Consider the following 22,482-nt stretch of genomic DNA (forward strand, 5'->3'; position numbering starts at 1 on the left):
CACGATCGCCAGATAGCTGAGTTTGGCTCTCTTTTTGTCAACGCTACTGGATCGGTTGAGCAAATTATACTGCGGTGTCTTCGACCGATATCGATGACTGAGAGTGTGAGAATTCTTAGACAGGCTCCCTATCAATCGAATTTCGCTCACCGGGTATCAGGTCGACGGAACACCGGGTCGACAGTTGCTGGAGACCGGCCGGTGTGAACTCAACGGCGGCATTTATCCGGTGTCGACGAAAACGGAGCTGTTCGACTTCTCGGCGCACGCGGATCACGAGGGGCTGCGGGCCTTTTTAAAGGAATATGACGGGTCGACGGTGCTGGTCAATCACGACGATTCCTGTGGAGCGTTCGCCGAGGAATTGCGTGAGGACGGATACGAGGCACGCGCTCCCGAGGTAGGCGAGACAGTCGAGTGTTGATCAGTGTGGTCGACTGAACCACCTGCAGTTATCGAGTCGTCAACATCACACGAGGTACCATCTTCAAGCGACGGGATCAACAGCTCATCTCTTCCATCGTTTCAGTCAAACCGCCTCACTCACTGAATTACCCAACCCAAGCACCGTCGACCCGATCACGGCGGCGATGATCACCGTCACCGCGACCATCAGTATCACACCGTTTACTGGACTGACGCCCGAATTGTCATTGAATAAGTCTTGTACCCGATTTACATTAACAAATATTATTATTACTCATTTATTAAACATTCAGGTGACTGGATAGATTTGTGCCGCAGATGTTCAGTGAATACAATATGATATTCTGCAAGACCTGCGTCACCAACTACCCAGCGGCGACTTTTGCCGTAACTGACGTGCATAAACCGCTACAGAGATATGCGTAGTATACATGACCGAGGGTTTCAACACGCGGAGTCTCCACGCTGGCACCGAGCCGGACCCCGCGACCGGCGCACGGGCACCGCCGATCTATCAGACGACATCCTACGTCTTTGACGACGCCGACGGCGCGGCCGAACTCTACGCGCTCCGCGAGGAGGGCGACGTCTACTCACGGGTCTCGAACCCGACCGTTCGCCAGCTCGAAGCCCGCCTCGCAAGCCTCGAAGGCGGCGTCGGTGCGGTCGCCACCGCCGCGGGAATGGCCGCGCTCGACTCTGCAACGACGATTCTGGCCGAAAGCGGCGACAACATCGTCGCCAGCAGGGATATGTACGGCGGTACAGGAGCCTACCTCTCGAAACTCGCCCCTCGGCGCGGCATCGAAGCCCGCACGGTCCCGACCCTCGACTACGACGCGTATGCGGCGGCCATCGACGAGAACACCGCCTACGTCCACGTCGAAACCCTCGCCAACCCCTCGCTGGTCACCCCGGATTTCGAACGCCTCGCAGACGTTGCCCACGACCACGCCGTCCCGCTGGTCGTCGACAATACCTTCGGGACGCCCTACCTGTGTCGACCGCTCGAACACGGTGCTGACATCGTCTGGGAGTCGACCACGAAATGGATTCACGGCTCGGGGACCACGGTGGGTGGGATTCTCGTCGACGGCGGCACGTTCCCGTGGGACCACCCCGACGCGGACTACCCCGAACTGTCGGGCGAGAACCCCGGCTTCGGTTTCGACTTCTCCGAGCGATTCGGCGACCGCGCCTTTACCCTCGCAGCCCGGCACCGCGCCGTTCGAGCCCTCGGCAACCAGCAGGGCCCGTTCGACGCCTGGCAGACGATGCAGGGGCTCGAAACCCTCCCCCTGCGAATGGATCGGCACTGCGAGAACGCGGGGGCTGTCGCCGGGTTCCTCCGCGAGGACCCCCGCGTCGCGTGGGTCATTTATCCGGGCTTCGACGAGCATCCGACCCACGACAACGCCACCGAGTACCTCGACGGCTACGGCGGGATGGTCACCTTCGGCGTCGACGGCGGCTTCGAGCCAGCCAAAACGTTCTGCGAGAGCGTCGACCTCACGAGTTTTCTCGCCAATATCGGCGATGCGAAAACGCTCGTGATCCATCCAGCCTCGACGACCCACGCCCAGTTGAGCGCTGACGAACAAAAAGCCGCAGGCGTCGGCCCCGATATGCTCCGGCTGTCGGTGGGCATCGAGAACAGCGAGGATATCATCGCGGATCTGGATGCGGGACTGGCCGCGGCGGCGAACCAGCAGTGACAAATGCAATCAACCCAAGAGGAATAAAAGAATGAGCGCGACTGACGTCGACCGGGAGGCCGTCGAACTCGGGGAGTTCCACTTCGAGTGCGGCGAAACCATCGAGCAGTTAGAAATTGCCTACGAGGCCTACGGCGAGTTTACCGGTGACAATGCGGTGTTAGTCTGCCACGCACTGACGGGCAGTCAGAACGTCGCCAGCTACAACACGCCGGGCACTGCGGGCCAGGCCCGCGCCTGGTGGGGCGACATCGTCGGCCCCGGCAAGGCCATCGACACCACCGAGTACTACGTGGTCTGTGCGAACGTCCCCGGCTCCTGTTACGGCTCGTCGGGACCCTCCTCGACCAACCTCGAGACAGGCGAACCATGGGGGTGCGATTTCCCACCCGTCACGATTGGCGACTGGACACGCGCCCAGCGTCGGCTCCTGGATCACCTCGGCGTCGGCCGCCTCAAACTCATCGTCGGCGGCAGCGTCGGCGGCATGAACGTTTTAGAGTGGGCCAAACAGTTCCCCGACGACGCCGAGCTGATCGCGCCGATCGCCGCGGCAGCCAAACTCGATCCGCAGTGTCTCGGCCTCGATGCCATCGCCCGGCGAGCAATTCGGAGCGACCCCAACTGGAACGGCGGTGACTACTACGGAACTGGCGACGAGGACGCAAGTCCGCCGCGGCAGGGACTCGCTATTGCCCGGCAGATTGGCCATCTAATGTATCTCTCGAAGGCGTCGATGGACCGCAAGTTCGGTCGGCGGTCGGCAGGCCGCGACAGCGGAATCGAGGGCAGCGACGCGCTGTTCCCGCCGGACAAGGCCGCCGCGTTTTTCCCCTATCGCGAGGTCGAATCCTACCTCGACTACAACGCCGAGCAGTTCACTGATCGGTTCGATGCGAACAGCTACCTCTACCTGACGCGGGCGATGGACGACTACGATCTCGCCGAGGGGTACGGCACCCCGGATCGCGCCGTCTCGGCGTTCGAGGGCGAGGTGCTGTTGATCTCGTTTACGGGCGACTGGCATTTCACCGTCGAACAAAGCGAACTGCTCGCCGAAGCTTTCAGATCGGTCGACATCCCCGTCGCCCACCACGTGGTCGACTCGGACCACGGCCACGACGCCTTCCTCGTCGAACCCGAGAACGTCGCCCCGCCAGTGGCGGACTTCCTTGCAAGCGGCATCGAGGGGCGGGCGATCACCGATACGAACGACGAAGAGGAAAACGTCGACGGCGGCGAGACGGATTTCGCGCCGGTCCACACGAGCCTGTTTTCGGGCTAGGCGACGAGACCATCTTTTCTCGGTGAGATTGAGCGGTGGGCTTTAGGTTCGCAGCAGTTCTTGAGGCAGATACTATGTCCGAAGACAGTCACCGATTCGACACCCGAAGCATCCACGACGGAACCGCCCCCGACCCCGCAACCGGCTCTCGGGCACCGCCGATCTATCAGACCACGTCCTACGTGTTCGATGACGCCGCGGACGCCGCCGCCCAGTTCGCCCTCGAAAAGCCGGGCCACATCTACTCGCGGTTGATGAATCCCACGGTGGGGAGCCTCCAGGAGCGACTGGCCTCCCTGGAAGGCGGCGTCGGTGCGGTTGCGACGGCCTCCGGAATGGCGGCGTTCGATCTGACGACGTTTTTGCTAGCTGAGGCGGGCGACAACATCGTTTCGGCCTCGGCGCTCTACGGCGGCACCTACACCTATCTCACCCACACCGTCGAGCGTCGCGGCATCACCACTCGATTCGTCGACACCCTCGACTACGACGCCTACGAGGAAGCCATCGACGAGGACACCGCGTTCGTACACCTCGAAACAATCGGCAACCCCGCGCTCGTCACGCCGGATATCGAGCGGATCGCCGAGATCGCCCACGACCACGACACGCCGCTGTTCGTCGACAACACCTTCGCCACACCCGCACTCTGCCGCCCACTTGAGCACGGTGCGGATCTCGTCTGGGAGTCGACCACCAAATGGATTCACGGCGCGGGTTCGACGGTTGGCGGTGTCGTTGTCGACGGTGGCTCGTTCGACTGGGCCGAACACGCCGACAAGTACCCCGAAATCGGGGCTGACAACCCGGCGTATCACGGAATCAACTTCGCCGAAACGTTTGGGGACGCCGCGTTCACGTACGCGGGGATCGCCCGCGGGCTGCGGGATTTGGGCAATCAGCAGAGTCCATTCGATGCGTGGGTCACGCTCCAGAAATTGGAGACGCTACCGATGCGGATGGATCGCCACTGCGAGAACGCCCAGGTCGTCGCGGAGTTCCTAGAGAATCATGACGATGTCTCGTGGGTCAACTATCCCGGCCTCGAAAGCCACGAAACGCACGAAGAAGCCACCAAATACCTTGACGGCGGCTACGGTGGGATGATTTCGTTCGGGCTGGCAGATGGGTATGAGGCGGCACGGGGCACTGTCGAGTCGACCGAACTTGCCTCGCTACTGGCGAACGTGGGCGACGCGAAGACGCTGATCATTCATCCGGCGTCGACGACCCACCAGCAGTTGAGCGACGAAGAAAAACGCTCGGCGGGCGTGACGAACGACCTGGTTCGGCTGTCGGTCGGGATTGAAGACCCTCAGGATATCATTGAGGATCTGGAGCAGGCAATTTCCGCGTCGAGTTAGACGTTAGACGACCTGCTCGCCGTCGTCATCGTAGAGTGCGATTGCGTCGACCGGACACGACCGAGCAGCGAACTCGGCGTCGAACTCCTCGCCGTCGGGTACCTCAACGACGAACAGATCGTCCTCTACCTCTTGGCTGCCAGCCAGATCGGCTTTTCCGGCGTCAAGGTTCTTCTCAAACGCATCCCACTCCTCTACGCACTGGTACATTCCGATACAGGTGTCGCGGTCGAATTCGATCTTCATGGGTCCGTGTTGGCGGGTGGGCTACAAAGCCATGTTGGAGCGCTACCGCGCAGTCGTTGGGGGCGTGGACTGCATCGAATCGCTACATCGAGTCGAATACAACTGTAATCGAGTCGAGTACGGTTATATACCACACCGCGATTGCTCTCCGTCGACACTGACGCGACCAATCAGTTTTTGAGAGTGGCCCACGCGGCTGTAGCTGTGACGCTCGATCCGATCCACGTCGACGCTATCGCTCGCCTCGCAGGGTCGGTCGCCGAGACGGCCGACGACAGCGACCACGGGGGGTTCGCTACGACAATCTTCGAGGAGTGGCTCGATCCGCTCACCGATTCACGGGGAAAACGCGTCATCGAACCGCTCGGTGACCAGCAACTGCGCCACGTCGACATCGACACGGTCGCGCTCTGTGATCGACCCTTTTCGACGGTCCACGGCATCGACTCGGGGACGATCAACCCGACGGCATTTAAAAACGGACTGGTCTTGGACCTCGCGCACGCTGCGATGGGTGTCGAACCCACGGATGTCTCGAGCCATCGAGCCCGAACCATCGTCGCGACTGCCCACACGAACGATCCGACTGATGTTACCGATGGTCAGTGGATCACATACGACGGGGGCCACAGCCGGTATCGGCTGATCAGAGCCCCATCGATCAGCGGCTACGCCGAGGTAGTCGTTCACGCGCTCGCGCTCTACTTCGCCGAAGGCTCACATGCGCTCGCACACGCCGACGCGGTCGACGAGCTACTGGTTCTCGATGGTCCGCTGTACCCCAAAGAGATCTTGACCTGGCGGGATCGAACCCCCGAACTCGAAGAGCTCACGTACGAAGCCCGACCCAAACGTGTTCTCGAATTCTACATCCGGCTGGTCGAGCGGTTCGCCGAACGCGAGGTGCCGCTTGTTGGCTTTGTCAAAAACCCCTCGGCGCGTGTGATCACGAGTACCATCGCGAACAAACAGACCGGCTTCGACGCCCCGTGGCCCGACGACACCGCCTTCTTTACGCGTCTGCTCGAACGCCACCACCTGTCGGAGGGAGGTTCGAAATCGGCCGCCGAACGCCGACGGACCGATGAACTCACCTTTACTTCGTGGTTCGTCTCGCGCGGCGGGCCGGATGGCACGATGGCAGCGGCGGGTGATGCGCTTGGCGTCGACCGGAAGCTCGATCCAGAGTGCTACGAGGTGACGTTCTGTATCATCTACGACCCGCGCCACGACATCTGCTACAAACTCGAAGCACCCTATGCGGTGACACGGGACCCCGAGGTTCGACACCAGCTCACCACGCAGGTGCTCTCTGAAGTCGCTGCCGAGCGCGGACCGCCCCGGGCGGTCGCCAAAGCCGACGAACTCGCCCGGATCAGCGCGGCAGAAAAAACCTCGCTCCGCCGGAAATTCGAAACTCAGTTCGACAGCGAATCGCTTCGGACCTACGACTCGGTTCGGTGGCCTGAGGCCGAAAACTGAACAGCCGCGATCACTCGTCGAACACGAACCCAGTATTATAACGTAGCTTTCACGTAGGCGCCGTCGAGATAGGTGACGATTCGGTCGACGATGCCCGGATCGTCGCTCCAAAAGCCGTAAAACTCGTTGGGTGCCCGTTCGGTCGCCAACAGCGCGGTTTTCGACAGTTCGTGGCCGCCGCCATCGAAGACGACGAACCACGACCGTGCAATCTCCTCGGCTGACTCGGCGTGGTGGGTTACTCCCTCGATTTCGACCGCCGGGCCGTCGGCGACCGCGAACGTGTGGATATCGACCCCTGTGGCCGCCAGTCGTTCGTATGGCTCGCGCTGGTTCAACAGCTTCGTGGCGGTCTGAAAGCCTGCATACAGTCGACCATCGCCGACCCTGAGCGCCCGATCTTCGATCTCGTGAGAGATGGCGATCAGCTGGGCCTTGTCGTAGGAGGTAAACGTCGTTTCTTTTAAATACTGGAGGATTTCATGGTAGGCCGAGTCGTCCGTTCCGAGATCAGTGGTTCGGAGCGCCCCGCCCGAGACCAGTGATTCGAGCTGATCGGCGGGCACTGCCGACAGCACCTCGTCGTCGAGCTGAAGAACCACGACCCCTTCTGGCTCACCCGAAGTCGTGTACTGGCTGGCGATCTCGACGTTCTGCGTCGCAAAATACTCCCTGAGGTCCTCGAACAGTGTGCTGTCTGCTGGCGGGTTGAAAACGACGAGCGTTTTCTCGTTCCCTTTGACATACTGGATAACATCCCTCAGGGACATGCTACACGTAGTTTGTCCATCTACATAAACATTTTTCAGACATGATCGGTTCGGGCACCACCCTCCTTTGCGATCCGCTACGCAGAAGCTGGCATATATTTAATAAATTTTAACCCTAAAATATATACATCATTGGTAACGAGTGCCAAGCATGAGGCACCTACTCAGCCGACTAGTGGTCACGGATACGGAGGAACGCACCGAGCCTGACGAGACAGCAACCACAGGGCAGTCGAATTCGGTTGAGTGGGCAGACGTTACGACGACCGGATCCGATGTCGACCGAGGCGAACCGGCTGACTCGACGGCGTCGGACCAACCGAAGTCCACGACCGAGACACTGACCCCGGAGGACAGCGGACTCGTCGAAAGCGTCGTCGAGGCGATGGGGGAGCCGACGATGCTCGTCGACGAATCGGGGCGGATCACCACGATCAACAGCGCGGCCTGCGAGCGGTTCGATACAGCTCAGGAGGACGCTGTTGGCGAGCGACCGGCGACGATCCACGGTGGTAGGAGCCTGTGTGCAGAGGTTTTGGAGACAGGCGAGGAGATCGCCGAGCAGCGCGAAACAGTCGACGACGGCGAGACCGAAACCATGCTCAACAGGACGGTCACACCGCTGGTCGACGGCGGGAGTATTGTCGGTGCCATGGAGACGGTCACGCTGCTGACCGACGACAGCGACCTCGAAACGAAAACCAAAGAACTCGAAGCCTACCAAGAGATCGTTCTGGAGGACTTGCAGGACAAGATCGTCCGGCTTGCCGAGGGCGATCTGACCATGGAGTCGACAGTACCTGCACCAAGTGCAGAGTTCGAAGAAATGGAGGCTGTCCATGATGAGTTCGTAGAGCTCAACGAGTACCTGATGACTGCGGTCGAGAACTACCGAGAAGTGCTCTCGCGGCTCACACTCCTGGCGGACGATCTCGACGACACGAGCGGCGAGCTAAGCGCTAACAGCGAAGAGGTGACCGCTTCGATCGAGGAGATCAGCCAGTCGACCGAAGAGATCGCCGGCGGCACCCAAGAGCTTGCCGAACAGACCGACGAGGCGGATATGGCTATCTCGTCGCTGACCGCCACCATCGAGGAGATCACTGCCTCGGTCCAAGAGATCGATGCTGAGACCTCCGAAGCAAGCAAACTCGCACTCGAAGGCGTCGAAGAGGGCACCGAAGCCGTCGACCAGATTCGAACGGCGACCGAGTCGACCGGCGAAATCACTGAGGAGGTTCGGACGCTCGAATCGAAGATGGAAGAGGTAGGCGAGGCGCTTGAGGTCATCTCGTCGATCGCCGAACAGACCAACCTCTTGGCGCTGAACGCGGCGATCGAGGCTGCCCGCGCCGGCAAAGAAGGCAACGGCTTCGCGGTCGTCGCCGACGAGGTCAAATCGCTCGCCGAGGAATCCAAGGAGTCGGCCGAAGATATCGAGGCGATCATCACAGATGCCCAAGACCAGACCGCCGAAGTCGCCGACCAGATCAGCCACACCAACGACGAGGTCACCGAAGGAGCCGACGCTGTTGAGACGGTGGTCGACCAGCTCGAAGCCATCGAGGCGTCGGTCGAAGGAACCAGTGCGGCGACCGCCGAAGTCAGCGACGCCGTCGAGAGTCAGGCCGAAAACATGGACAGCTTCGGCGCGACCGTCGACAGCGCCGCCTCGATGGCCGAGGAGCTATCAGCGTCCGTCCAACAGATCTCCGCGGGTATCGAACAGCAGTCGACCGCGACCGATCAGGTCGCCGACCGTGCAGTCGATCTGAGTGCGACCAGCGAGGAACTCTACGAACGGATCGACCAGTTCAGACTCGCCAAAGACGAGTCCGCGAACGTCGACAGTATCGACCAACAGTAACGACCGTCTCTACCGGTCGAGAAGTATTCGGAAACGGTTTTTGTGGAAATTTTCTAGATTTTTTCTCTGAACTGTCAGAAAACGGTCGCCGATGCGCCGTAGAAATCTCAGTACTGAGAATTTACGGGCGACAGTTAAACCCGCTCCGGATTTAGCCGTTTCATGACTGACTACACGGTTCTCTGTGTCGCACCCGACGCCGACGAGATAGCCACCGCACTGGCGACCGCTGATCGGCTCCGGCCGCTGGTTCGAACCACGGCCGCGGGGGCGATCGAGGCTCTCGAAACAACGTCGGTCGACTGCGTCGTGACCGACAATGTGCTCGAAGATGGCTCCGCGGTTGCGGTTATCGATGCGGCACGAGAGTGCTCACCACCGATACCAAGCGTGCTGTTCACCGATATGGATCCCGAGTCGATCGAGACGGGCGAGTTCGACTCAGTCGGGATCGAGTACGTCAACAGCGCCCGATCCGACGGGTTGGATCGGCTCGCGTTCGTCGTCGAGGATGTCATCACACACAACACGCAGGCTGGATTTTTGTTGCCACCGAACGAACAGGATCGAATCGAGGCGCTGAGACGGTACGATGTCGACTCGCTGCCGATCGAGCAGAGTTTCGATCGACTGACCGGACTGGTCGCCAGTCATTTCGACGTCGCTGTCGCCTTTATCGGACTGATCGACAGAGCAACCGAACGGTTCGTCGCCTGTACGGGCGCAGACTGGACACAAATGGACCGAGAAGAGTCGATCTGTACGCATAGCATGCTCCAAGACGAGGTAATGGTCGTCGAAAACATCGACGAGGACCGACGCTTCCAGGACAATCCTGCCCTCGAAGCCCGTGGAATCGTTTCCTACGCAGGCACAAATATCAATACACCAGAGGGTCAAACAATAGGACAACTATGTCTGATCGATCACGACCCCCGAAGCTACTCGGCCGACCAACGGGCCGATCTTCAGGAGTTCGCTGAGGTCGCTATGGAGCTTCTCGAACTCAGATACAGGGTGGAGGATGTCGACACGGAGGCCCGCTAATGAGGACCGCCCAAAAAGAAGGCTTTGAGGTACCGTCGCTCCCGCTCGACCCGATTCCCCAGGGGACGAGCATTCTGTTGACCGGCGAGCAGACCGAGGCAATCGAGGCCGTCTTCTATCAGCTCGTTGGCGCACAGGAGAACGAACGGAGCCTGATTTTGGCGACCGAAGCCAACGGCCGAACGGTCAACCGGGAACTCGACCGCGTCGACTACGGTACGAGCAGTCGCTCGACAGTGCTCACCTGTGGCGGGGCAACCGCCGACGAGTCAGTCGAAACCGTCGACGACATCGCCGACCTCACCGGCGTCGGGCTGCAGTTTTCGGCACTGGTGACCGAATCGGGGGCGATGGGTGCCTCCCAGCGTGCAGGCATCCTGCTGTGTTCGAGCATCTGCCGGCAGGTCGACGACATCCGGTCGGTGTTCCGGTTTTTAAATAGTAACTTCCTCGCTCACCTCCGCCGTGAGGGGATCATGGGCGTCTGTGCGGTCGATACCAGCACGAACACGGATGGTGGAATCGACGGCATCGTCGACAGCATGGCAGGGGCGTTTTCGGCCCACATCGAGATCGAAGCGGTCGACGGCGACGAACTACTGCTCCGGTGTCGGGGTCTCGACGCGCCCGACGAGTCGGTCACGGTTTCGCTGGCCGACTAACACACCCGAGAGAAGCGACAACTTATGCGGGATCGACGGGAACGGTTTCGGTTTCGACGGAGTCGGGGTCGACGCCGATTCGGGCGAACTGTGTTTTGATGTGCTCTTCGGCTGCCTCGAGCGCCTGCTCGCGGGTTTCGAAGCCACGAGCCATCGGTGACTCGAAGGCGACGCGGATCTGTTCGCCATCGATCTCGATGGGCGAACCGCCGCTTTCGACCTGGTAAAACGAATCACAGACCCAGACGTACGGCGCGTCTTCGTCCGGTGCGCCCCTGTAGGTCGGCGGCTCTTCGCCTCGCTCGAAGACAGTCCCGGTGAGCGCCGTTCCACCGCCGTGGCCCCGGACGAGTAACATACACACCATACAACGCCGAGACACAAAAGGTAGTGCAGTCAGCGCCGCTGTTCCGGCTCGGCGGCGGGTTCGGCCACGAAATCGAGCAGGTGTTCGACGACCGTCGCGGGTTCTTCGTGGAGAACCCAGTGGCTTGCGTCAACCAGTTCGAGCCGCCCGTCCTCGCAGTACTGGCGGCTCTCGGTGGCCATCGACTGCTCCAAGAACTCGTCGTCAGCGCCCCAGACAATTAACGTCGGCGTCGAGACCGTCTGGCGAGTCGGCGTTGGTCGGTGGCGGACGATCGCCCGATACCAGTTGATCATGCCAGTCAGCGCGCCAGGCCGGGACCACGCCGATCGGTAGCGTGCGAGATCGGTCTCCGAGAACGCGCCGGGGTGGCTGGTCGACGTCAGCGAGCGTGTCAGCAGCCGGTGGTCACCCAGTTGTGAGGAAAGTTCAGGAAGCAATGGAAGCTGAAACCACAGCATATACCAACTCTTGCGGCGCTGGCTCCAGCTTCTGCGGAGAGTTCGTTCGAAAACGGTGGGATGTGGGACGTTGATGATACACAGTTTCGACAGGCGATCGGGATGCTCCAAGGCGAGCCACCATGCGACTGCGGCCCCCCAGTCGTGGCCCGCGACGATCGCGCGGTCGCGGCCACAGGCATCAATCAGGCCAACGATGTCGGCCGCCAGTTCGCGGATCTGATACTGATCGACACCGCTTGGTTTGTCGCTGAGGTTGTAGCCGCGCTGGTCGGGGACGACGACTCGATAGCCCGCTTTGGCCAGTGGTCCGATTTGGCGGTGCCAGCCGTACCAACACTCCGGAAAACCATGTAAGAGGACGACGAGTGGGCCGTCTTCGGGACCGGCCTGGACCGTATGAAGCTGAATGCCGTTTGTTTCGACGAACACCGAGTCGGCCGACATCGATTCCGGGAGGACAGCAGCGTCGACGGCAGGCATCATAGAGAACGCTACGACGAGCGGAGACCTAAACGCTGTGGCAACCCGTTCAAAACGTGAACAGCGATTCGGCGTCGAGCTTCTGTTTCTCGTAGAAGCCACGACCTTTCAGCCGTGGAACTGGGTGAGTATGGAGCGTTTGGGTGTCGAGATCGTAAATCAGCGGAAAGACGCTCGTCCGGCGGTCGGCGACAGTGTAGGATTCGGTCGCGAACTCGATTAGATCGGCGCTTGGATTCGAAACCGCTACGACGAGATAGCCAAAGAGGTTCTCGACCGATCCGGGAGCCGATGGCGCAGTCGTCGCCACAAGGGTTCGAAACTCATCGGCGAGGTCCGCGATCGAATCACGGTCGACGGTATCGATCGCATCGGCGTCGACGACCGTTATGAAGACCGACGTCACGCCGATCGTCGGATCTTCGGTCCGTGTGTGCCACACCGGGTCGAACCGTGTGTCCAACTGCTCGGTGATCGCTTCGAACTCCGCATCAAGAACTGCGTTCTCGACACTCTCATGATAACTCTGTGTGTCCATACTGTCATCTGTGAGTTTCAGAGTATATGTTATTCGGTGTACGATAGCCACCACCGATCTATCGGCTCCCCAGTGGTGTCTTCGAGCAGATACTAACGACGTTCTACAGAATTGACGCAACGACGGGAGGGTTTTTTTGCTGGCCACCATTTGGGCACACATGAGGTTCGATCCAGCGACCACGGCGCTTGTCGTCGTCGACATGCAAAACGGGTTTTGCCACCCCGATGGCTCGCTGTACGCTCCCGCAAGCGAGGCCGCTATCGATCCCGTCACGACCCTCGTCGACGGTGCCCACGACGCCGACGTGCAGGTGATCTACACCCGGGACGTCCACCCGCCTGAACAGTTCGCCGAGGCCCACTACTACGACGAGTTCGACCGCTGGGGCGAACACGTCCTCGAAGGTTCGTGGGAGGCCGAGATCGTCGAGGAACTCCCTGTCGAAGAGGAAGATCACGTCGTCGTCAAACACACCTACGACGCCTTTTATCGAACTGAACTGGAGGGCTGGCTCCGCGCGCATGGCATCAAGACGCTGCTGCTCTGTGGGACGCTCGCCAACGTCTGTGTGTTCCACACCGCGGGCAGCGCGGGCCTCCGGGATTTCAAGCCTGTCGTCGTCGAGGATGCGCTGGGCTACATCGAGGAGGCCCACCGCGAGTACGCCGTCGACCACTCGGCGTTCCTCTACGGCGAGGCGATCACGCGCGAAGCTATCGAATTCAACTAACTCGGCTCGCCCGAACAATTAACGCCCTTGCAGCGAACACACTGTGTATGGCTCCCGGCGATCTCACTGCAGTCGACGGTCATCCGGACATCTACGCTCTCGACACGGGCATGTACGATGTCGCAGACTACGGCTCGGTCTACATTCTCGACACCGACCGACCGGCGATCGTCGACACCGGAATTGGGACGAATCGACAGCATATTTTCAACGCACTCGACGAACTGGGAATCGACGAGCTTGCGTTCGTCGTCGTGACCCACGCACATCTAGACCACGCTGGCGGTGCGGGTTTTCTCGCTGAGCGCTACCCGAACGCGCAGGTGGTGACCCACCAACGAGCAGTTCGCCACCTCGTCGACCCGAGTCGGCTGATAGCTGGAACCAAAGCCGCCGTCGGTGAGATGTGGACCTACTACACCGACCCCCAGCCAGTGGCCGACCACCAGATCAGTGGACTGGCAGACGGCGACCGCGTCGACCTCGGTAGCATCAGCCTAACGGCCCACGAGGCCTCGGGCCACGCCCCCCACCAACACGTTTTCGAGACTGACACGGGCGTGGTCTTCACGGCTGATGCCGCCGGACTCTACGTTCCAGCGCGCGACGAAATCCACGTCACCTCACCGCCGCCGCAGTTCGACATCGATGGCTGTCTGGCTGACGTATCGATGATCCAATCGCTCGAACCCGAACGACTGTGTTTCGGCCACTTCGGTCCGAGAACCTACAATGAACGACTGTTAGACGGCTACAAACGCTCGCTGGTCGAGTGGGTCGAAGCGATTCGTCAGCGCCGCGAGACCCTCGAAAGCGACGAAGCCGTCATGCAACACTTCGTCGACCACACGGAGTTCACCGAAATCTGGGGCGACGAGAAGGGCCGCGAAGAAACCAAACTCAACGTCCGCGGTGTGCTTGCGTTTCTCGATCAACGAGAGTAGGCCATCACAATGAGTCACTGACGCCGGATGTCCGACGTTTATACCGATTGGCGCTATCGCTCGGATATGGACCTGCGACAGGTAGAAGCCGCCGTCGATCACGAGCCAATGGGGTCGACAACGATCCCGGAGCTGTTTTTCTCGACGGCGCAACGTCACCCCGCTGCGACCGCCCAGTCGTACAAGGGCGGCGTCTACGACCGTTCGCTCAGTGCGGTCGGAGCCGTGGCTGCGGCTCCCGATGGCCAGTACGCCGAGCTCACCTACAGTGAGGTCGAAACGCTCGTTCGTCGGATCGCCGCTGGCCTTCTCGAGCTCGGGCTCGGCTCCGGCGACCGGCTCGTGATCGTCTCGCAGACGCGCATGGAGTGGACCCAGATCGACCTCGCAACCCTGGCGGCGGGCGGCGTGGTCACGACAGCCTACCCCTCGTCGACGGACGACCGTCTCGAATTCCTGTTGACTGATCCCGAACCGACTGGCATCGTCGTCGAAAACAGCGACCTCCTTCGCCGTGTGCTCTCGCTCGACGCGGTCGATCCCGAGTTCATCGTCGTTATCGACTCCCTACCGGACGGCAGCGGCATGGCGGGTGCGGTTCGCGACAGTGACGACATTCTGACAGTAGGAAGTCTTTACCAGCGTGGATCGAACACTATCGACTCGGAAACGGCGACGCGTGAGCCGAGTGACCTGGCGAGTGTCATCTACACGTCAGGAACCACTGGCCAGCCGAAGGGCGTCATGCTGAGCCACCGGAACCTCTGTGCCAACATCGACGGGATGATCCGTCGGTTGCAACCGTCGTCGACTCTCACCGACGCTCCACGACTCGACCACACCAGTCGACAGCTGTCAGTGCTGCCGCTGGCGCACGTCTTCGAGCGACTCGTCGGGTCGTATCTACCGCTTGCCGCCGGGGCGACCATCGCCTACGCCGAGTCTCCCACGACGCTCGTCGCCGATTTTCAGTTGGTCAAGCCGACCTACTTCACGGGAGTCCCACGGCTCTACGAACAGTTGATCGAGGGGTTCGCCGCCAACGCTGGCGGTTCGGCATTCGCCGATCGAGGGTTCGACTGGGCGATCGACATTGCCGCGCGCTATCACCGCGCCGACCCAGCCGGTCGACGGCTGCGAGCGGCCCACGCAATCGCAGATCGCCTCGTGTATTCGACGATCAGAGACGCCCTTGGCGGCCAACTGGAGTTGTGTATATCCGGCGGCGATAGCCTCCCAGCCGATCGCTGTGCGACGTTCCACGGAATGGGCATCCCGATTTTCGAGGGGTACGGCTTGACCGAAACCGCTCCGGTCGTGAGTGTCAATCCACCGGGAGCCCCGATTGCTGGGAGTATCGGCCTCCCGCTGTGGAACGTCGAGACCTGTCTGGACACCACTGTGGCCGAGTCGACCGACTCGGTCGGCGAACTATTGGTTCGTGGGCCGAACGTGACGTCGGGCTACTGGAACAGCCACGGCTCGACCGACAGCAGTGACAGCTTGTCAGTACAAATTAATGACGCATCTGGCCGGAGCAACGACTTCGTCGACCGAGATGACGGCCGATGGTTTCGTACGGGTGATTTGGTCGAAGAGCTTCCGAATGGCTATCTCGTGTTCCACGGTCGACGAAAGGAGATTGTCATCCTCTCGACGGGAAAAAACGTCTCGCCAGTTCCGCTCGAAGTTGCGGTCTGTGCAGAGCCACTCGTCTCGCAGTGCTTGGTCGTCGGTAACGGTCAGCCAGCAGTTGGCGCGCTGATCGTTCCCGATTTCGAGGCCGTTCGGCGATGGGCCGCCCAAGAGGACCTCAATCTCTCGGATGACCCAATAGAGATCATCGCAAACGAGCGAGTACAGACACGGATCGAGCGTGCTATCGAGTCGGCGACCGAACGGTTCGAACCACACGAACGAATCACGCGGATTCGTCTCCTCGAAACGTCGTTTACAGTCGAAAACGGACTGCTGACTCCGACCGGGAAAGCCAAACGCCAGGCGATATCAACCCGGTACGCCGATCGAATCGCCGACCTCTACACGAACTGAACTGCCAGACAGATCCCACGGGGCCGACAGGAGGTCGACGAGGGACTGTCATGAACCTCTATTTAAATAGACGGTGTCTACTAATAAAGGCCACGAGGGCTCGTGATGGAACTGCCATGATGGACGCTAACCGGTTGTGTGGTGGGTTGGATCGTTGCAGTCGACTCGACCGAGAGACAAGTCTCACGGAGAGTGACAAGTACCACACAGATTATCTTCTGTGCTGCCAATGGAGGGGGTATGGCTCGTGTTCCGTACGTCGACGAGAGTGGACTGCCGGCAGATCGTCAAGACCTGCTCGTTTCGGCCCTTCAAGGCAAACAGCTCAACATCTATCGTGCAATCGGTAACAACCCTGCAGTGTTGTACGGCCTGCGGACGTTTGTCGGCAGTCTCTGGCAGGATTCGGGGCTTGATCCCGAACAGCGTGAACTGGTGATTCTGGCGGTTACCTGCGAGACCGAGTCGGCCTACGAGTGGCACCAACACGTCGCCATCGCTCGGGACGTCGGTGTCTCCGACAGCGATATTCTCGCGATTGCAGCGAACAACCTCGACCACTTCGACCGAGGTGACCGACGGCTCATCGAGTACGCTCAGGCAGTCGTCCGTGATTCGGTCGACGACGAAATCCACGACGCTGTGGCGGCCACGTACGACCCAGCGACGGTCGTCGGCATTGCCTCGCTCGCCGGCGGCTATCTACTGGTCGCCCGCCTGCTTTCGGCGCTCGACGTCGAGACCGAAGGCTCCTTCGTCGGTTGGCGGCTCGAGGCCGACGAGTAGTTACCGGGTTGGTTTCGAGCGATTCAAGTAGTTGCTGGCACTTTCCACGGTATATGAAAGATCAGGGACGCTCGACGCGAAAGCGGACAGGCGGTCGACTCAAACACTTCAACAAAAAGAAACGCGACCAACTAGGCCGCGAGCCCGCCGAGACGACCGTCGGCGAGCCGAGACTCCAGATCATCGACTCGCGTGGCACCGAACAAAAACTCCGCGCGCTGTCGACGAACGTTGCACAGCTCTCCGATGGAGATGAGACGGTTGAAGTCGAAATCGAGGACGTCGTCGAAAACCCCTCGAACGTCAACTACGTGCGACGAAACATCATCACGAAAGGTGCAGTCATCCGCACCACCGAGGGCGAAGCCCGCGTGACTTCACGACCCGGTCAGTCCGGCCAGGTCAACGCCGTCAAACTCGACTGAGCGTCCGTTCTTTTTGTATCGGGTTTACAAGCATTCCGCCCCGTAGCCATCGGTATGAATCTCACGACGCTAACCGCCCGGTTAGACGACGAACTCGACACAGAGGCCTACGCCGACGTCGACGCCAGCGCCAACGGCCTCCAGGTCGGCCCGTCCGAAGCCGACGTAAGCCACGTCGCCTTCGCGGTCGACGCTGCCGAAGCGACAATCGAAGCGGCCGCCGAGGTTGGCGCTGACGTCCTTGTCACCCATCACGGCCTGTCCTGGGGTGGCATCGAGCGTGTGACGGAACGACAGTACGGCCGAATCGCGCCACTGATAACCAACGGGATTGCGCTCTACGTTTCGCACCTCCCGCTCGACGGCCACCAGCAACTGGGCAACGCCGCAGGAATCGCCGACCTGATTGGGCTCGACGACACCGATGGCTTCGGTTCGATGGGACCGGTCGCGATCGGTCAGCAGGGTCGACTGGCCGATCCACGTCCAATCGATGAGATCACGAGCCAACTCGAAGCCGAACTTGAAGGAACCCACAGCGTGCAGGCGCTCGATTTCGGCCCCGAAACGGTCGAGCAGGTCGCCATCGTCACCGGCAGTGGCGTCGACTGGCTCGACGAAGCCGTCGCGGCCAGCGCTGACCTGCTCATCACCGGAGAGGGCAAACAACAGGCGTATCATCAGGCCCGAGAGGCAGGAATCAACGTTCTTCTGGCGGGCCATTACGCAACCGAAACGTTCGGGGTTCGGAGCCTCCAAGCGTTGGTCGACGACTGGGGCGTGTCGACGAGCTACCACTCCCACCCCACGGGACTCTAACCCGAGCCACGGCCACTCTCAGCGCTGATAACTACGTGTTGTGGTTTTATTATACCGGCAATCTTACCAGTCAGTATCACTATGAGTACGGACCAATCATCGAATGCCATTCGCGACAGTTACGCAGCCAAGCTCACCCTGTCGCTTCTCGGTATCGTGGGGATCGTCGTCGGTGCGGGGCTGTTTGTCCACATCGAAGCAGCCGAGGCGCTCGGTACCCAAAGCGGGGAGATCGGCTCAAGTATCCTCGGCCTACTGCTCGTGACGGTGATTAGTCTAGCCCTACTTGGCGTCACGATCGGAAGCCAGACGATTATTTCGTTGCGACATCTCGCCTCGAAGGCCGACCGGATGGCCGACGGCGATCTCGACGTCGACCTCGAAACCAGCCAAACCGACGAGATCGGCCAGCTCTACCGCTCGTTCGACTCGATGCGACGGTCGCTCCGAGCGGAGATCGCGAACGCGGACGAGGCCGCACAGCAGGCCGAAGCGGCCAGAGAGGATGCAAACCAGGCCCGCGACGAGATGGAACGTCGGGCCAGTCGGATCGAAACGCAGGCCGAACGCTACGAGCAGGTGATGCGAGAGGTCGCTGCCGGGGATCTGACCCGGCGCGTCGACCCCGCCAGCGAGAGCGAAGCCATGCAGCAGGTCGGACTCGCGTTCAACGAGATGCTCGACGAACTGGAAGGAACCGTCGGCGAGGTCACGACGTTCGCCGACACGGTAGGCGAGGCCGCACAGGGTGTCGACGACCGCGCCGAAGAGCTCCAACGAACGAGCGGTGGCGTCTCCGAAGCCGTTGAAGACATCTCCGAGGGTGCTCACCAGCAGACCGAAAACCTCCGAGATGTCGCCGGCGAGATGGACGGCCTGTCGTCGGCCGCCGAAGAGGTCGCCGCAACGGTTGAAACGGTCGCCAACACGACCGAGAACGCGACCGACGCCGGAACCGATGGCGAGGCCGCGGCTGCCGACGCACTCGAACAGATGGCTGCCGTCGAGGAGACTACCGGCCAGACGATGGCGGACATCGAGACGCTCGACGAAGAGATGACCGAGATCGGTGAGATCGCCGATATGATCAGCGACATCGCCGAACAAACCAATCTCTTGGCCCTCAATGCCTCGATTGAGGCCGCCCGTGCTGGTGAGGAAGGCGCAGGCTTCGCGGTCGTCGCCGAAGAGGTCAAATCGCTCGCCGAAGAGACTAAAGACGCTGCCAGTGAGATCGACGGCAAAATCCAGCGCGTCCAGACGAAAACCGGTGAAGCCGTCGACGGCATGGACGAAACCTCCGAGCGGATCAGCCAGGGCGTCGAGACGGTCGAGGGTGCGATCGACCAGCTCAACAACGTTATCGAGTACGTCGAAGAGATCGACGGCAGTATGAGTGAGATCAACCAGACGACCGAAGATCAGGCTCGCGCGGCGGGCGCGGTTGTCGACATGATTGACGAGGTCGCAGACATCAGCGAACAGACCTCCAACGCCGCCGACAACGTCACCGAGACGACCGAGCACCAACTCGACAGCCTCCGGACGGTCGAACGCGAGGCCGCCCAACTCGGCGCACAGGCCGAAAAACTCAGATCGGTGCTCGAACAGTTCGAGGTCTCGACCGACGGCCACAGTGGCTCGGTCACAGAGCCGACCAGCACGACGACCAACCGAATCACGGTCGACAGCTCGAAGACTGCAAGTGGATCGATGGCCGCAACTGACGGTGGCAAACACACCGAAAGCGGCTTCGAGTTCGGGGATTCAGAATGATCCTGTCGACCACACAGTGGGCCGCGGTGGGGGCGTCCGTGCTCGCAGCCGGGACGCTCCCGTCGCTGTATTTCGTCTTCAGTGATTCGGAGAACCGTGCGTACTACGGGATTCTTGCGGCGATCACGGCGATCGCTGCGGTCTCGTACACACTGACTGCGCTCGGAATCGGGACCATCTCTCTCGACGGGGCGAACTTCTACACGCCGCGCTACGTCGACTGGGCGCTGACGACGCCGCTGTTGATTCTGTATATGACACTCCTCTGTAAGCCAGGCAAACAACTATATGGCCTCCTGATCGGCCTCGATATCGCGCTGATCCTGCTCGGTGTCGCGGCTATCTTCACCGAGGGTGTAGTCTCGTTGGCGCTGTTCGGTGCCGGTTGTGCCGCCTATCTCGGGTTGGCGTACCTGCTCGTGGTCGAACTGCCGGCGCGGGCGACGTTCGAAACCGACCGCGTGGCGATCGTCTTCACCAAACTCCGCAACCTAACGGTCGTTCTCTGGACGATGTACCCCGTCGTCTGGCTGTTGGCCCCGGTCGGGTTCGGCTTCTTGCTGCCCAACACGGAGATGATGGTGATCGTCTACCTCGATATCATCACGAAAGTCGGCTTCGCGCTGTTCGCGCTTGTCGGCCGAGACGCGCTCAGCCCGCTGGAGAACGAGGCGCTGGCGATGGACGCCAGCGACGAAAACAACTCGGGCGTCGCCCCCGAGTTCGCCTAACTCTCGTTGTTTCTACTCGATTGATTCCGTGCCGCCATCGGTCGCCACATCCGACAGCAGCGACTCGAAGGAGTCGACCCGATAGTCGCCGAGAACACACCGACCGCGCCGGGCCGGACCGTGGCGTTCGACGTGAATCCCGTCGAGCCCGGCGTTCCAGGCGGCCCCGATATCGCTCTCGCCGTCGCCCGCGAGCACGCCGCGCTGGTCGGCGTCGACGCCCAGTTCGGCCATCGCGTGGACCACCGGTGCGGGGTCAGGTTTCCATCCGAGCTGTTCGGTACAACAGACGACCGTGTCGAACCAGTCAGCGATGTCGAGATGGCGCAATACGGGTTGGGTCAGAAAGGACTGGCAGTGGGTCACCAGACCGACTGGCACGTCCTGTTGGTCGATCTCACGCATGAACGAGGCCGCATCGGGATGGAGGTACGTCGACTCCGCACGCACGAGCGGCTGCTCTTCGTCGTGGAAGACGGGCCAGAACTCCGCCGGGTCGATCCCCCACTGGCGGAGTACGGGATCACGCGCCCCGCTGAGCCCGTGCCAGAGCAGTTCGGCCTCGCGGTCGCTAAAGTAGCGACCCAGCCGATCGCCGACGCGGTCGAACACCTCACGGGTGTACGACCACTCGGTATCGATCAGCGTCCCGTCGAGATCGAACAGCCAGAAATCGTACGCTTCAGTGACCATTGGACAGGTAGCTACGTGACGATATTATATGTGTGTTACGGTGTGACAAACGCATCGATTGCGGACCAGTTTACCACCGTGTACTTGCGGATGAGGCGAGGCCAAACATCGTCTGCGTGGTGTCGACAGATCGCCTCCGTCAGGAACCGATCTCATGCAGCGTCATCGACCTCACGAACGTGAATCGAACTGCCGAGATGATTGTGGAGCACGTCGTCGACCGAGTCGGCGTTGAACGCCGCCAGATCGTCGGCGATCGCTCGGCGGAGTGCCTCAAGCGACGACGGGTCGGTTTCGAGTTCGCTGAAACTGATCGACCGCACCGGCACGCCGAGTTTCTCGGCCGCAATCGACCGCATATGTGGCTCGTCGTTGAGTTCGCCCCGCCAGAGGTTGTACTGGAAAAACCGCCACCCCTCCTCGCCTGGCGTCGACGCGGGAATCCGAAGCACGGTTTCGAACTCGTTCGGGTCGACTCGAACTTCGTCAGGATCGAGGCGAAACCCGAGGCGAAAGACGTAGGCCGCGGCCATCAGTACTCGTCGTCGAACAGTTCGGCGAGCCGAAGGTCGTCGTCGGTAATGCCGCCGGCTTCGTGGCTCGTCAGCCGGACTTCGACAGTTCGAAAGCCGATGATAAGCTCGGGGTGGTGGTACTCTTCGTCGGCGATCTCGGCGAGATCTCTCGCGAAGTCGACGCCGGCGAGATAATCATCGAACTCGTAGATGCGGACGATTTCGTTTCCCTCGCGATCCCAGTCGTTCGGGAGCTGTGCGTCGACTTCGTCTTCATCGAGCGTCATACAGAGGT

At 60.9% G+C, this 22,482-nt stretch carries 22 protein-coding genes and 3 pseudogenes; 16 read left to right on the forward strand and 9 right to left on the reverse strand.

Annotation, left to right across the window (positions count from 1 at the left end; genetic code table 11):
- Positions 1-127: 127 nt before the first annotated feature.
- Positions 128-424, forward strand: a pseudogene (locus O2S87_RS02725) (MBL fold metallo-hydrolase RNA specificity domain-containing protein); the annotation flags it as partial.
- 114 nt (positions 425-538) lie between these two features.
- On the opposite strand, the pseudogene O2S87_RS02730 reads toward O2S87_RS02725, so the two are convergent.
- Positions 539-691, reverse strand: a pseudogene (locus tag O2S87_RS02730) (type IV pilin domain-containing protein); the annotation flags it as partial.
- A gap of 166 nt (positions 692-857) precedes the next feature.
- Here O2S87_RS02730 and O2S87_RS02735 point away from each other — a divergent pair.
- The 3 genes from O2S87_RS02735 to O2S87_RS02745 all read left to right on the forward strand — a co-directional run bounded on the left by O2S87_RS02735 (position 858) and on the right by O2S87_RS02745 (position 4,790).
- A complete protein-coding gene (locus O2S87_RS02735) occupies positions 858-2,141 on the forward strand; it encodes an O-acetylhomoserine aminocarboxypropyltransferase/cysteine synthase family protein (protein WP_475407269.1) in 1,284 nt (427 codons plus the stop codon).
- A 31-nt stretch (positions 2,142-2,172) separates the two neighbouring features.
- The gene (gene metX, locus O2S87_RS02740) at positions 2,173-3,426 is read left to right on the forward strand and encodes a homoserine O-acetyltransferase MetX (protein ID WP_475407270.1); all 1,254 of its coding nucleotides are present in this window, start codon (positions 2,173-2,175) and stop codon (positions 3,424-3,426) included.
- Positions 3,427-3,500: 74 nt separating this feature from the next.
- Entirely contained in the window at positions 3,501-4,790 is a 1,290-nt protein-coding gene (locus tag O2S87_RS02745) for an O-acetylhomoserine aminocarboxypropyltransferase/cysteine synthase family protein (protein WP_475407271.1), read from the forward strand.
- A gap of 3 nt (positions 4,791-4,793) precedes the next feature.
- Here O2S87_RS02745 and O2S87_RS02750 read toward each other — a convergent pair whose 3' ends face one another.
- Positions 4,794-5,036, reverse strand: coding sequence for a ferredoxin (locus O2S87_RS02750; RefSeq protein ID WP_475407272.1), 243 nt, complete (start codon positions 5,034-5,036; stop codon positions 4,794-4,796).
- A gap of 204 nt (positions 5,037-5,240) precedes the next feature.
- Between O2S87_RS02750 and O2S87_RS02755 the strand changes: the two genes are divergently transcribed.
- The gene (locus tag O2S87_RS02755; protein WP_475407273.1) at positions 5,241-6,518 is read left to right on the forward strand and encodes a DNA double-strand break repair nuclease NurA; all 1,278 of its coding nucleotides are present in this window, start codon (positions 5,241-5,243) and stop codon (positions 6,516-6,518) included.
- 35 nt (positions 6,519-6,553) lie between these two features.
- Here the strand turns inward: O2S87_RS02755 and O2S87_RS02760 are convergent, their stop codons facing one another.
- A complete protein-coding gene (locus O2S87_RS02760; RefSeq protein WP_475407274.1) occupies positions 6,554-7,288 on the reverse strand; it encodes a DICT sensory domain-containing protein in 735 nt (244 codons plus the stop codon).
- A gap of 151 nt (positions 7,289-7,439) precedes the next feature.
- On the opposite strand from O2S87_RS02760, the gene O2S87_RS02765 reads away from it, so the two are divergent.
- From O2S87_RS02765 to O2S87_RS02775, 3 genes are all read left to right on the forward strand, one after another.
- On the forward strand, positions 7,440-9,155 hold the full coding sequence (locus O2S87_RS02765) for a methyl-accepting chemotaxis protein (protein ID WP_475407275.1): 1,716 nt from the start codon (positions 7,440-7,442) through the stop codon (positions 9,153-9,155).
- A 162-nt stretch (positions 9,156-9,317) separates the two neighbouring features.
- Positions 9,318-10,202, forward strand: coding sequence for a GAF domain-containing protein (locus O2S87_RS02770; protein ID WP_475407276.1), 885 nt, complete (start codon positions 9,318-9,320; stop codon positions 10,200-10,202).
- Positions 10,202-10,864, forward strand: coding sequence for a DUF7504 family protein (locus O2S87_RS02775; RefSeq protein WP_475407277.1), 663 nt, complete (start codon positions 10,202-10,204; stop codon positions 10,862-10,864). The genes O2S87_RS02770 and O2S87_RS02775 overlap by 1 nt, the downstream gene beginning before the upstream one ends.
- 22 nt (positions 10,865-10,886) lie before the next feature.
- Here the strand turns inward: O2S87_RS02775 and O2S87_RS02780 are convergent, their stop codons facing one another.
- The 3 genes and pseudogenes from O2S87_RS02780 to O2S87_RS02790 form a co-directional block, all read right to left on the reverse strand.
- Entirely contained in the window at positions 10,887-11,222 is a 336-nt protein-coding gene (locus O2S87_RS02780) for a DUF7113 family protein (RefSeq protein ID WP_475407278.1), read from the reverse strand.
- A 49-nt stretch (positions 11,223-11,271) separates the two neighbouring features.
- Positions 11,272-12,178 (reverse strand): annotated as a pseudogene (locus O2S87_RS02785) (alpha/beta fold hydrolase); the annotation flags it as partial.
- 46 nt (positions 12,179-12,224) lie between these two features.
- The gene (locus O2S87_RS02790) at positions 12,225-12,713 is read right to left on the reverse strand and encodes a hypothetical protein (RefSeq protein ID WP_475407279.1); all 489 of its coding nucleotides are present in this window, start codon (positions 12,711-12,713) and stop codon (positions 12,225-12,227) included.
- Between the two features lie 160 nt (positions 12,714-12,873).
- On the opposite strand from O2S87_RS02790, the gene O2S87_RS02795 reads away from it, so the two are divergent.
- The 8 genes from O2S87_RS02795 to O2S87_RS02830 all read left to right on the forward strand — a co-directional run bounded on the left by O2S87_RS02795 (position 12,874) and on the right by O2S87_RS02830 (position 20,979).
- Positions 12,874-13,446, forward strand: a complete 573-nt coding sequence (locus O2S87_RS02795) for a cysteine hydrolase family protein (protein WP_475407280.1) — start codon at positions 12,874-12,876, stop codon at positions 13,444-13,446.
- Positions 13,447-13,493: 47 nt separating this feature from the next.
- A complete protein-coding gene (locus O2S87_RS02800) occupies positions 13,494-14,390 on the forward strand; it encodes an MBL fold metallo-hydrolase (RefSeq protein ID WP_475407281.1) in 897 nt (298 codons plus the stop codon).
- A gap of 66 nt (positions 14,391-14,456) precedes the next feature.
- The gene (locus tag O2S87_RS02805; protein ID WP_475407282.1) at positions 14,457-16,442 is read left to right on the forward strand and encodes an AMP-dependent synthetase/ligase; all 1,986 of its coding nucleotides are present in this window, start codon (positions 14,457-14,459) and stop codon (positions 16,440-16,442) included.
- Positions 16,443-16,682: 240 nt separating this feature from the next.
- The gene (locus O2S87_RS02810) at positions 16,683-17,228 is read left to right on the forward strand and encodes a carboxymuconolactone decarboxylase family protein (RefSeq protein ID WP_475407283.1); all 546 of its coding nucleotides are present in this window, start codon (positions 16,683-16,685) and stop codon (positions 17,226-17,228) included.
- Between the two features lie 53 nt (positions 17,229-17,281).
- Positions 17,282-17,653 (forward strand): 30S ribosomal protein S8e, encoded by a 372-nt coding sequence (locus O2S87_RS02815; RefSeq protein ID WP_475407284.1) that lies wholly within the window; start codon positions 17,282-17,284, stop codon positions 17,651-17,653.
- 54 nt (positions 17,654-17,707) lie between these two features.
- Positions 17,708-18,472: a Nif3-like dinuclear metal center hexameric protein gene (locus O2S87_RS02820; protein ID WP_475407285.1), complete on the forward strand. Its 765-nt coding sequence runs from the start codon at positions 17,708-17,710 to the stop codon at positions 18,470-18,472.
- Between the two features lie 81 nt (positions 18,473-18,553).
- Complete coding sequence (locus O2S87_RS02825) at positions 18,554-20,248, forward strand: methyl-accepting chemotaxis protein (RefSeq protein WP_475407286.1); 1,695 nt, start codon at positions 18,554-18,556, stop codon at positions 20,246-20,248.
- Positions 20,245-20,979: a bacteriorhodopsin gene (locus O2S87_RS02830; RefSeq protein WP_475407287.1), complete on the forward strand. Its 735-nt coding sequence runs from the start codon at positions 20,245-20,247 to the stop codon at positions 20,977-20,979. The genes O2S87_RS02825 and O2S87_RS02830 overlap by 4 nt, the downstream gene beginning before the upstream one ends.
- A gap of 12 nt (positions 20,980-20,991) precedes the next feature.
- On the opposite strand, the gene O2S87_RS02835 is transcribed toward O2S87_RS02830, so the two are convergent.
- The 3 genes from O2S87_RS02835 to O2S87_RS02845 form a co-directional block, all read right to left on the reverse strand.
- Positions 20,992-21,672, reverse strand: a complete 681-nt coding sequence (locus O2S87_RS02835) for an HAD family hydrolase (protein ID WP_475407288.1) — start codon at positions 21,670-21,672, stop codon at positions 20,992-20,994.
- Between the two features lie 152 nt (positions 21,673-21,824).
- Positions 21,825-22,205, reverse strand: coding sequence for an LWR-salt protein (lwrS, locus tag O2S87_RS02840; RefSeq protein WP_475407289.1), 381 nt, complete (start codon positions 22,203-22,205; stop codon positions 21,825-21,827).
- Positions 22,205-22,474: a 4a-hydroxytetrahydrobiopterin dehydratase gene (locus tag O2S87_RS02845; RefSeq protein ID WP_475407290.1), complete on the reverse strand. Its 270-nt coding sequence runs from the start codon at positions 22,472-22,474 to the stop codon at positions 22,205-22,207. Before O2S87_RS02845 ends, lwrS begins: the two co-directional genes overlap by 1 nt.
- Positions 22,475-22,482: the final 8 nt, after the last annotated feature.

It is taken from the genome of Halohasta sp. A2 (genome assembly GCF_056175805.1).

Bases quoted from the DNA above. Each gene is read 5' to 3' on its own strand.
- O2S87_RS02780 (WP_475407278.1), bottom strand. From the start codon at position 11,222: ATGTTACTCGTCCGGGGCCACGGCGGTGGAACGGCGCTCACCGGGACT.
- O2S87_RS02820 (WP_475407285.1), top strand. From the start codon at position 17,708: ATGAATCTCACGACGCTAACCGCCCGGTTAGACGACGAACTCGACACA.
- lwrS (WP_475407289.1), bottom strand. From the start codon at position 22,205: ATGGCCGCGGCCTACGTCTTTCGCCTCGGGTTTCGCCTCGATCCTGAC.
- O2S87_RS02750 (WP_475407272.1), bottom strand. From the start codon at position 5,036: ATGAAGATCGAATTCGACCGCGACACCTGTATCGGAATGTACCAGTGC.
- O2S87_RS02745 (WP_475407271.1), top strand. From the start codon at position 3,501: ATGTCCGAAGACAGTCACCGATTCGACACCCGAAGCATCCACGACGGA.
- O2S87_RS02830 (WP_475407287.1), top strand. From the start codon at position 20,245: ATGATCCTGTCGACCACACAGTGGGCCGCGGTGGGGGCGTCCGTGCTC.
- O2S87_RS02805 (WP_475407282.1), top strand. From the start codon at position 14,457: ATGGACCTGCGACAGGTAGAAGCCGCCGTCGATCACGAGCCAATGGGG.
- O2S87_RS02800 (WP_475407281.1), top strand. From the start codon at position 13,494: ATGGCTCCCGGCGATCTCACTGCAGTCGACGGTCATCCGGACATCTAC.
- O2S87_RS02825 (WP_475407286.1), top strand. From the start codon at position 18,554: ATGAGTACGGACCAATCATCGAATGCCATTCGCGACAGTTACGCAGCC.
- metX (WP_475407270.1), top strand. From the start codon at position 2,173: ATGAGCGCGACTGACGTCGACCGGGAGGCCGTCGAACTCGGGGAGTTC.
- O2S87_RS02835 (WP_475407288.1), bottom strand. From the start codon at position 21,672: ATGGTCACTGAAGCGTACGATTTCTGGCTGTTCGATCTCGACGGGACG.
- O2S87_RS02735 (WP_475407269.1), top strand. From the start codon at position 858: ATGACCGAGGGTTTCAACACGCGGAGTCTCCACGCTGGCACCGAGCCG.
- O2S87_RS02760 (WP_475407274.1), bottom strand. From the start codon at position 7,288: ATGTCCCTGAGGGATGTTATCCAGTATGTCAAAGGGAACGAGAAAACG.
- O2S87_RS02845 (WP_475407290.1), bottom strand. From the start codon at position 22,474: ATGACGCTCGATGAAGACGAAGTCGACGCACAGCTCCCGAACGACTGG.
- O2S87_RS02770 (WP_475407276.1), top strand. From the start codon at position 9,318: ATGACTGACTACACGGTTCTCTGTGTCGCACCCGACGCCGACGAGATA.
- O2S87_RS02765 (WP_475407275.1), top strand. From the start codon at position 7,440: ATGAGGCACCTACTCAGCCGACTAGTGGTCACGGATACGGAGGAACGC.
- O2S87_RS02775 (WP_475407277.1), top strand. From the start codon at position 10,202: ATGAGGACCGCCCAAAAAGAAGGCTTTGAGGTACCGTCGCTCCCGCTC.
- O2S87_RS02790 (WP_475407279.1), bottom strand. From the start codon at position 12,713: ATGGACACACAGAGTTATCATGAGAGTGTCGAGAACGCAGTTCTTGAT.
- O2S87_RS02815 (WP_475407284.1), top strand. From the start codon at position 17,282: ATGAAAGATCAGGGACGCTCGACGCGAAAGCGGACAGGCGGTCGACTC.
- O2S87_RS02795 (WP_475407280.1), top strand. From the start codon at position 12,874: ATGAGGTTCGATCCAGCGACCACGGCGCTTGTCGTCGTCGACATGCAA.
- O2S87_RS02810 (WP_475407283.1), top strand. From the start codon at position 16,683: ATGGCTCGTGTTCCGTACGTCGACGAGAGTGGACTGCCGGCAGATCGT.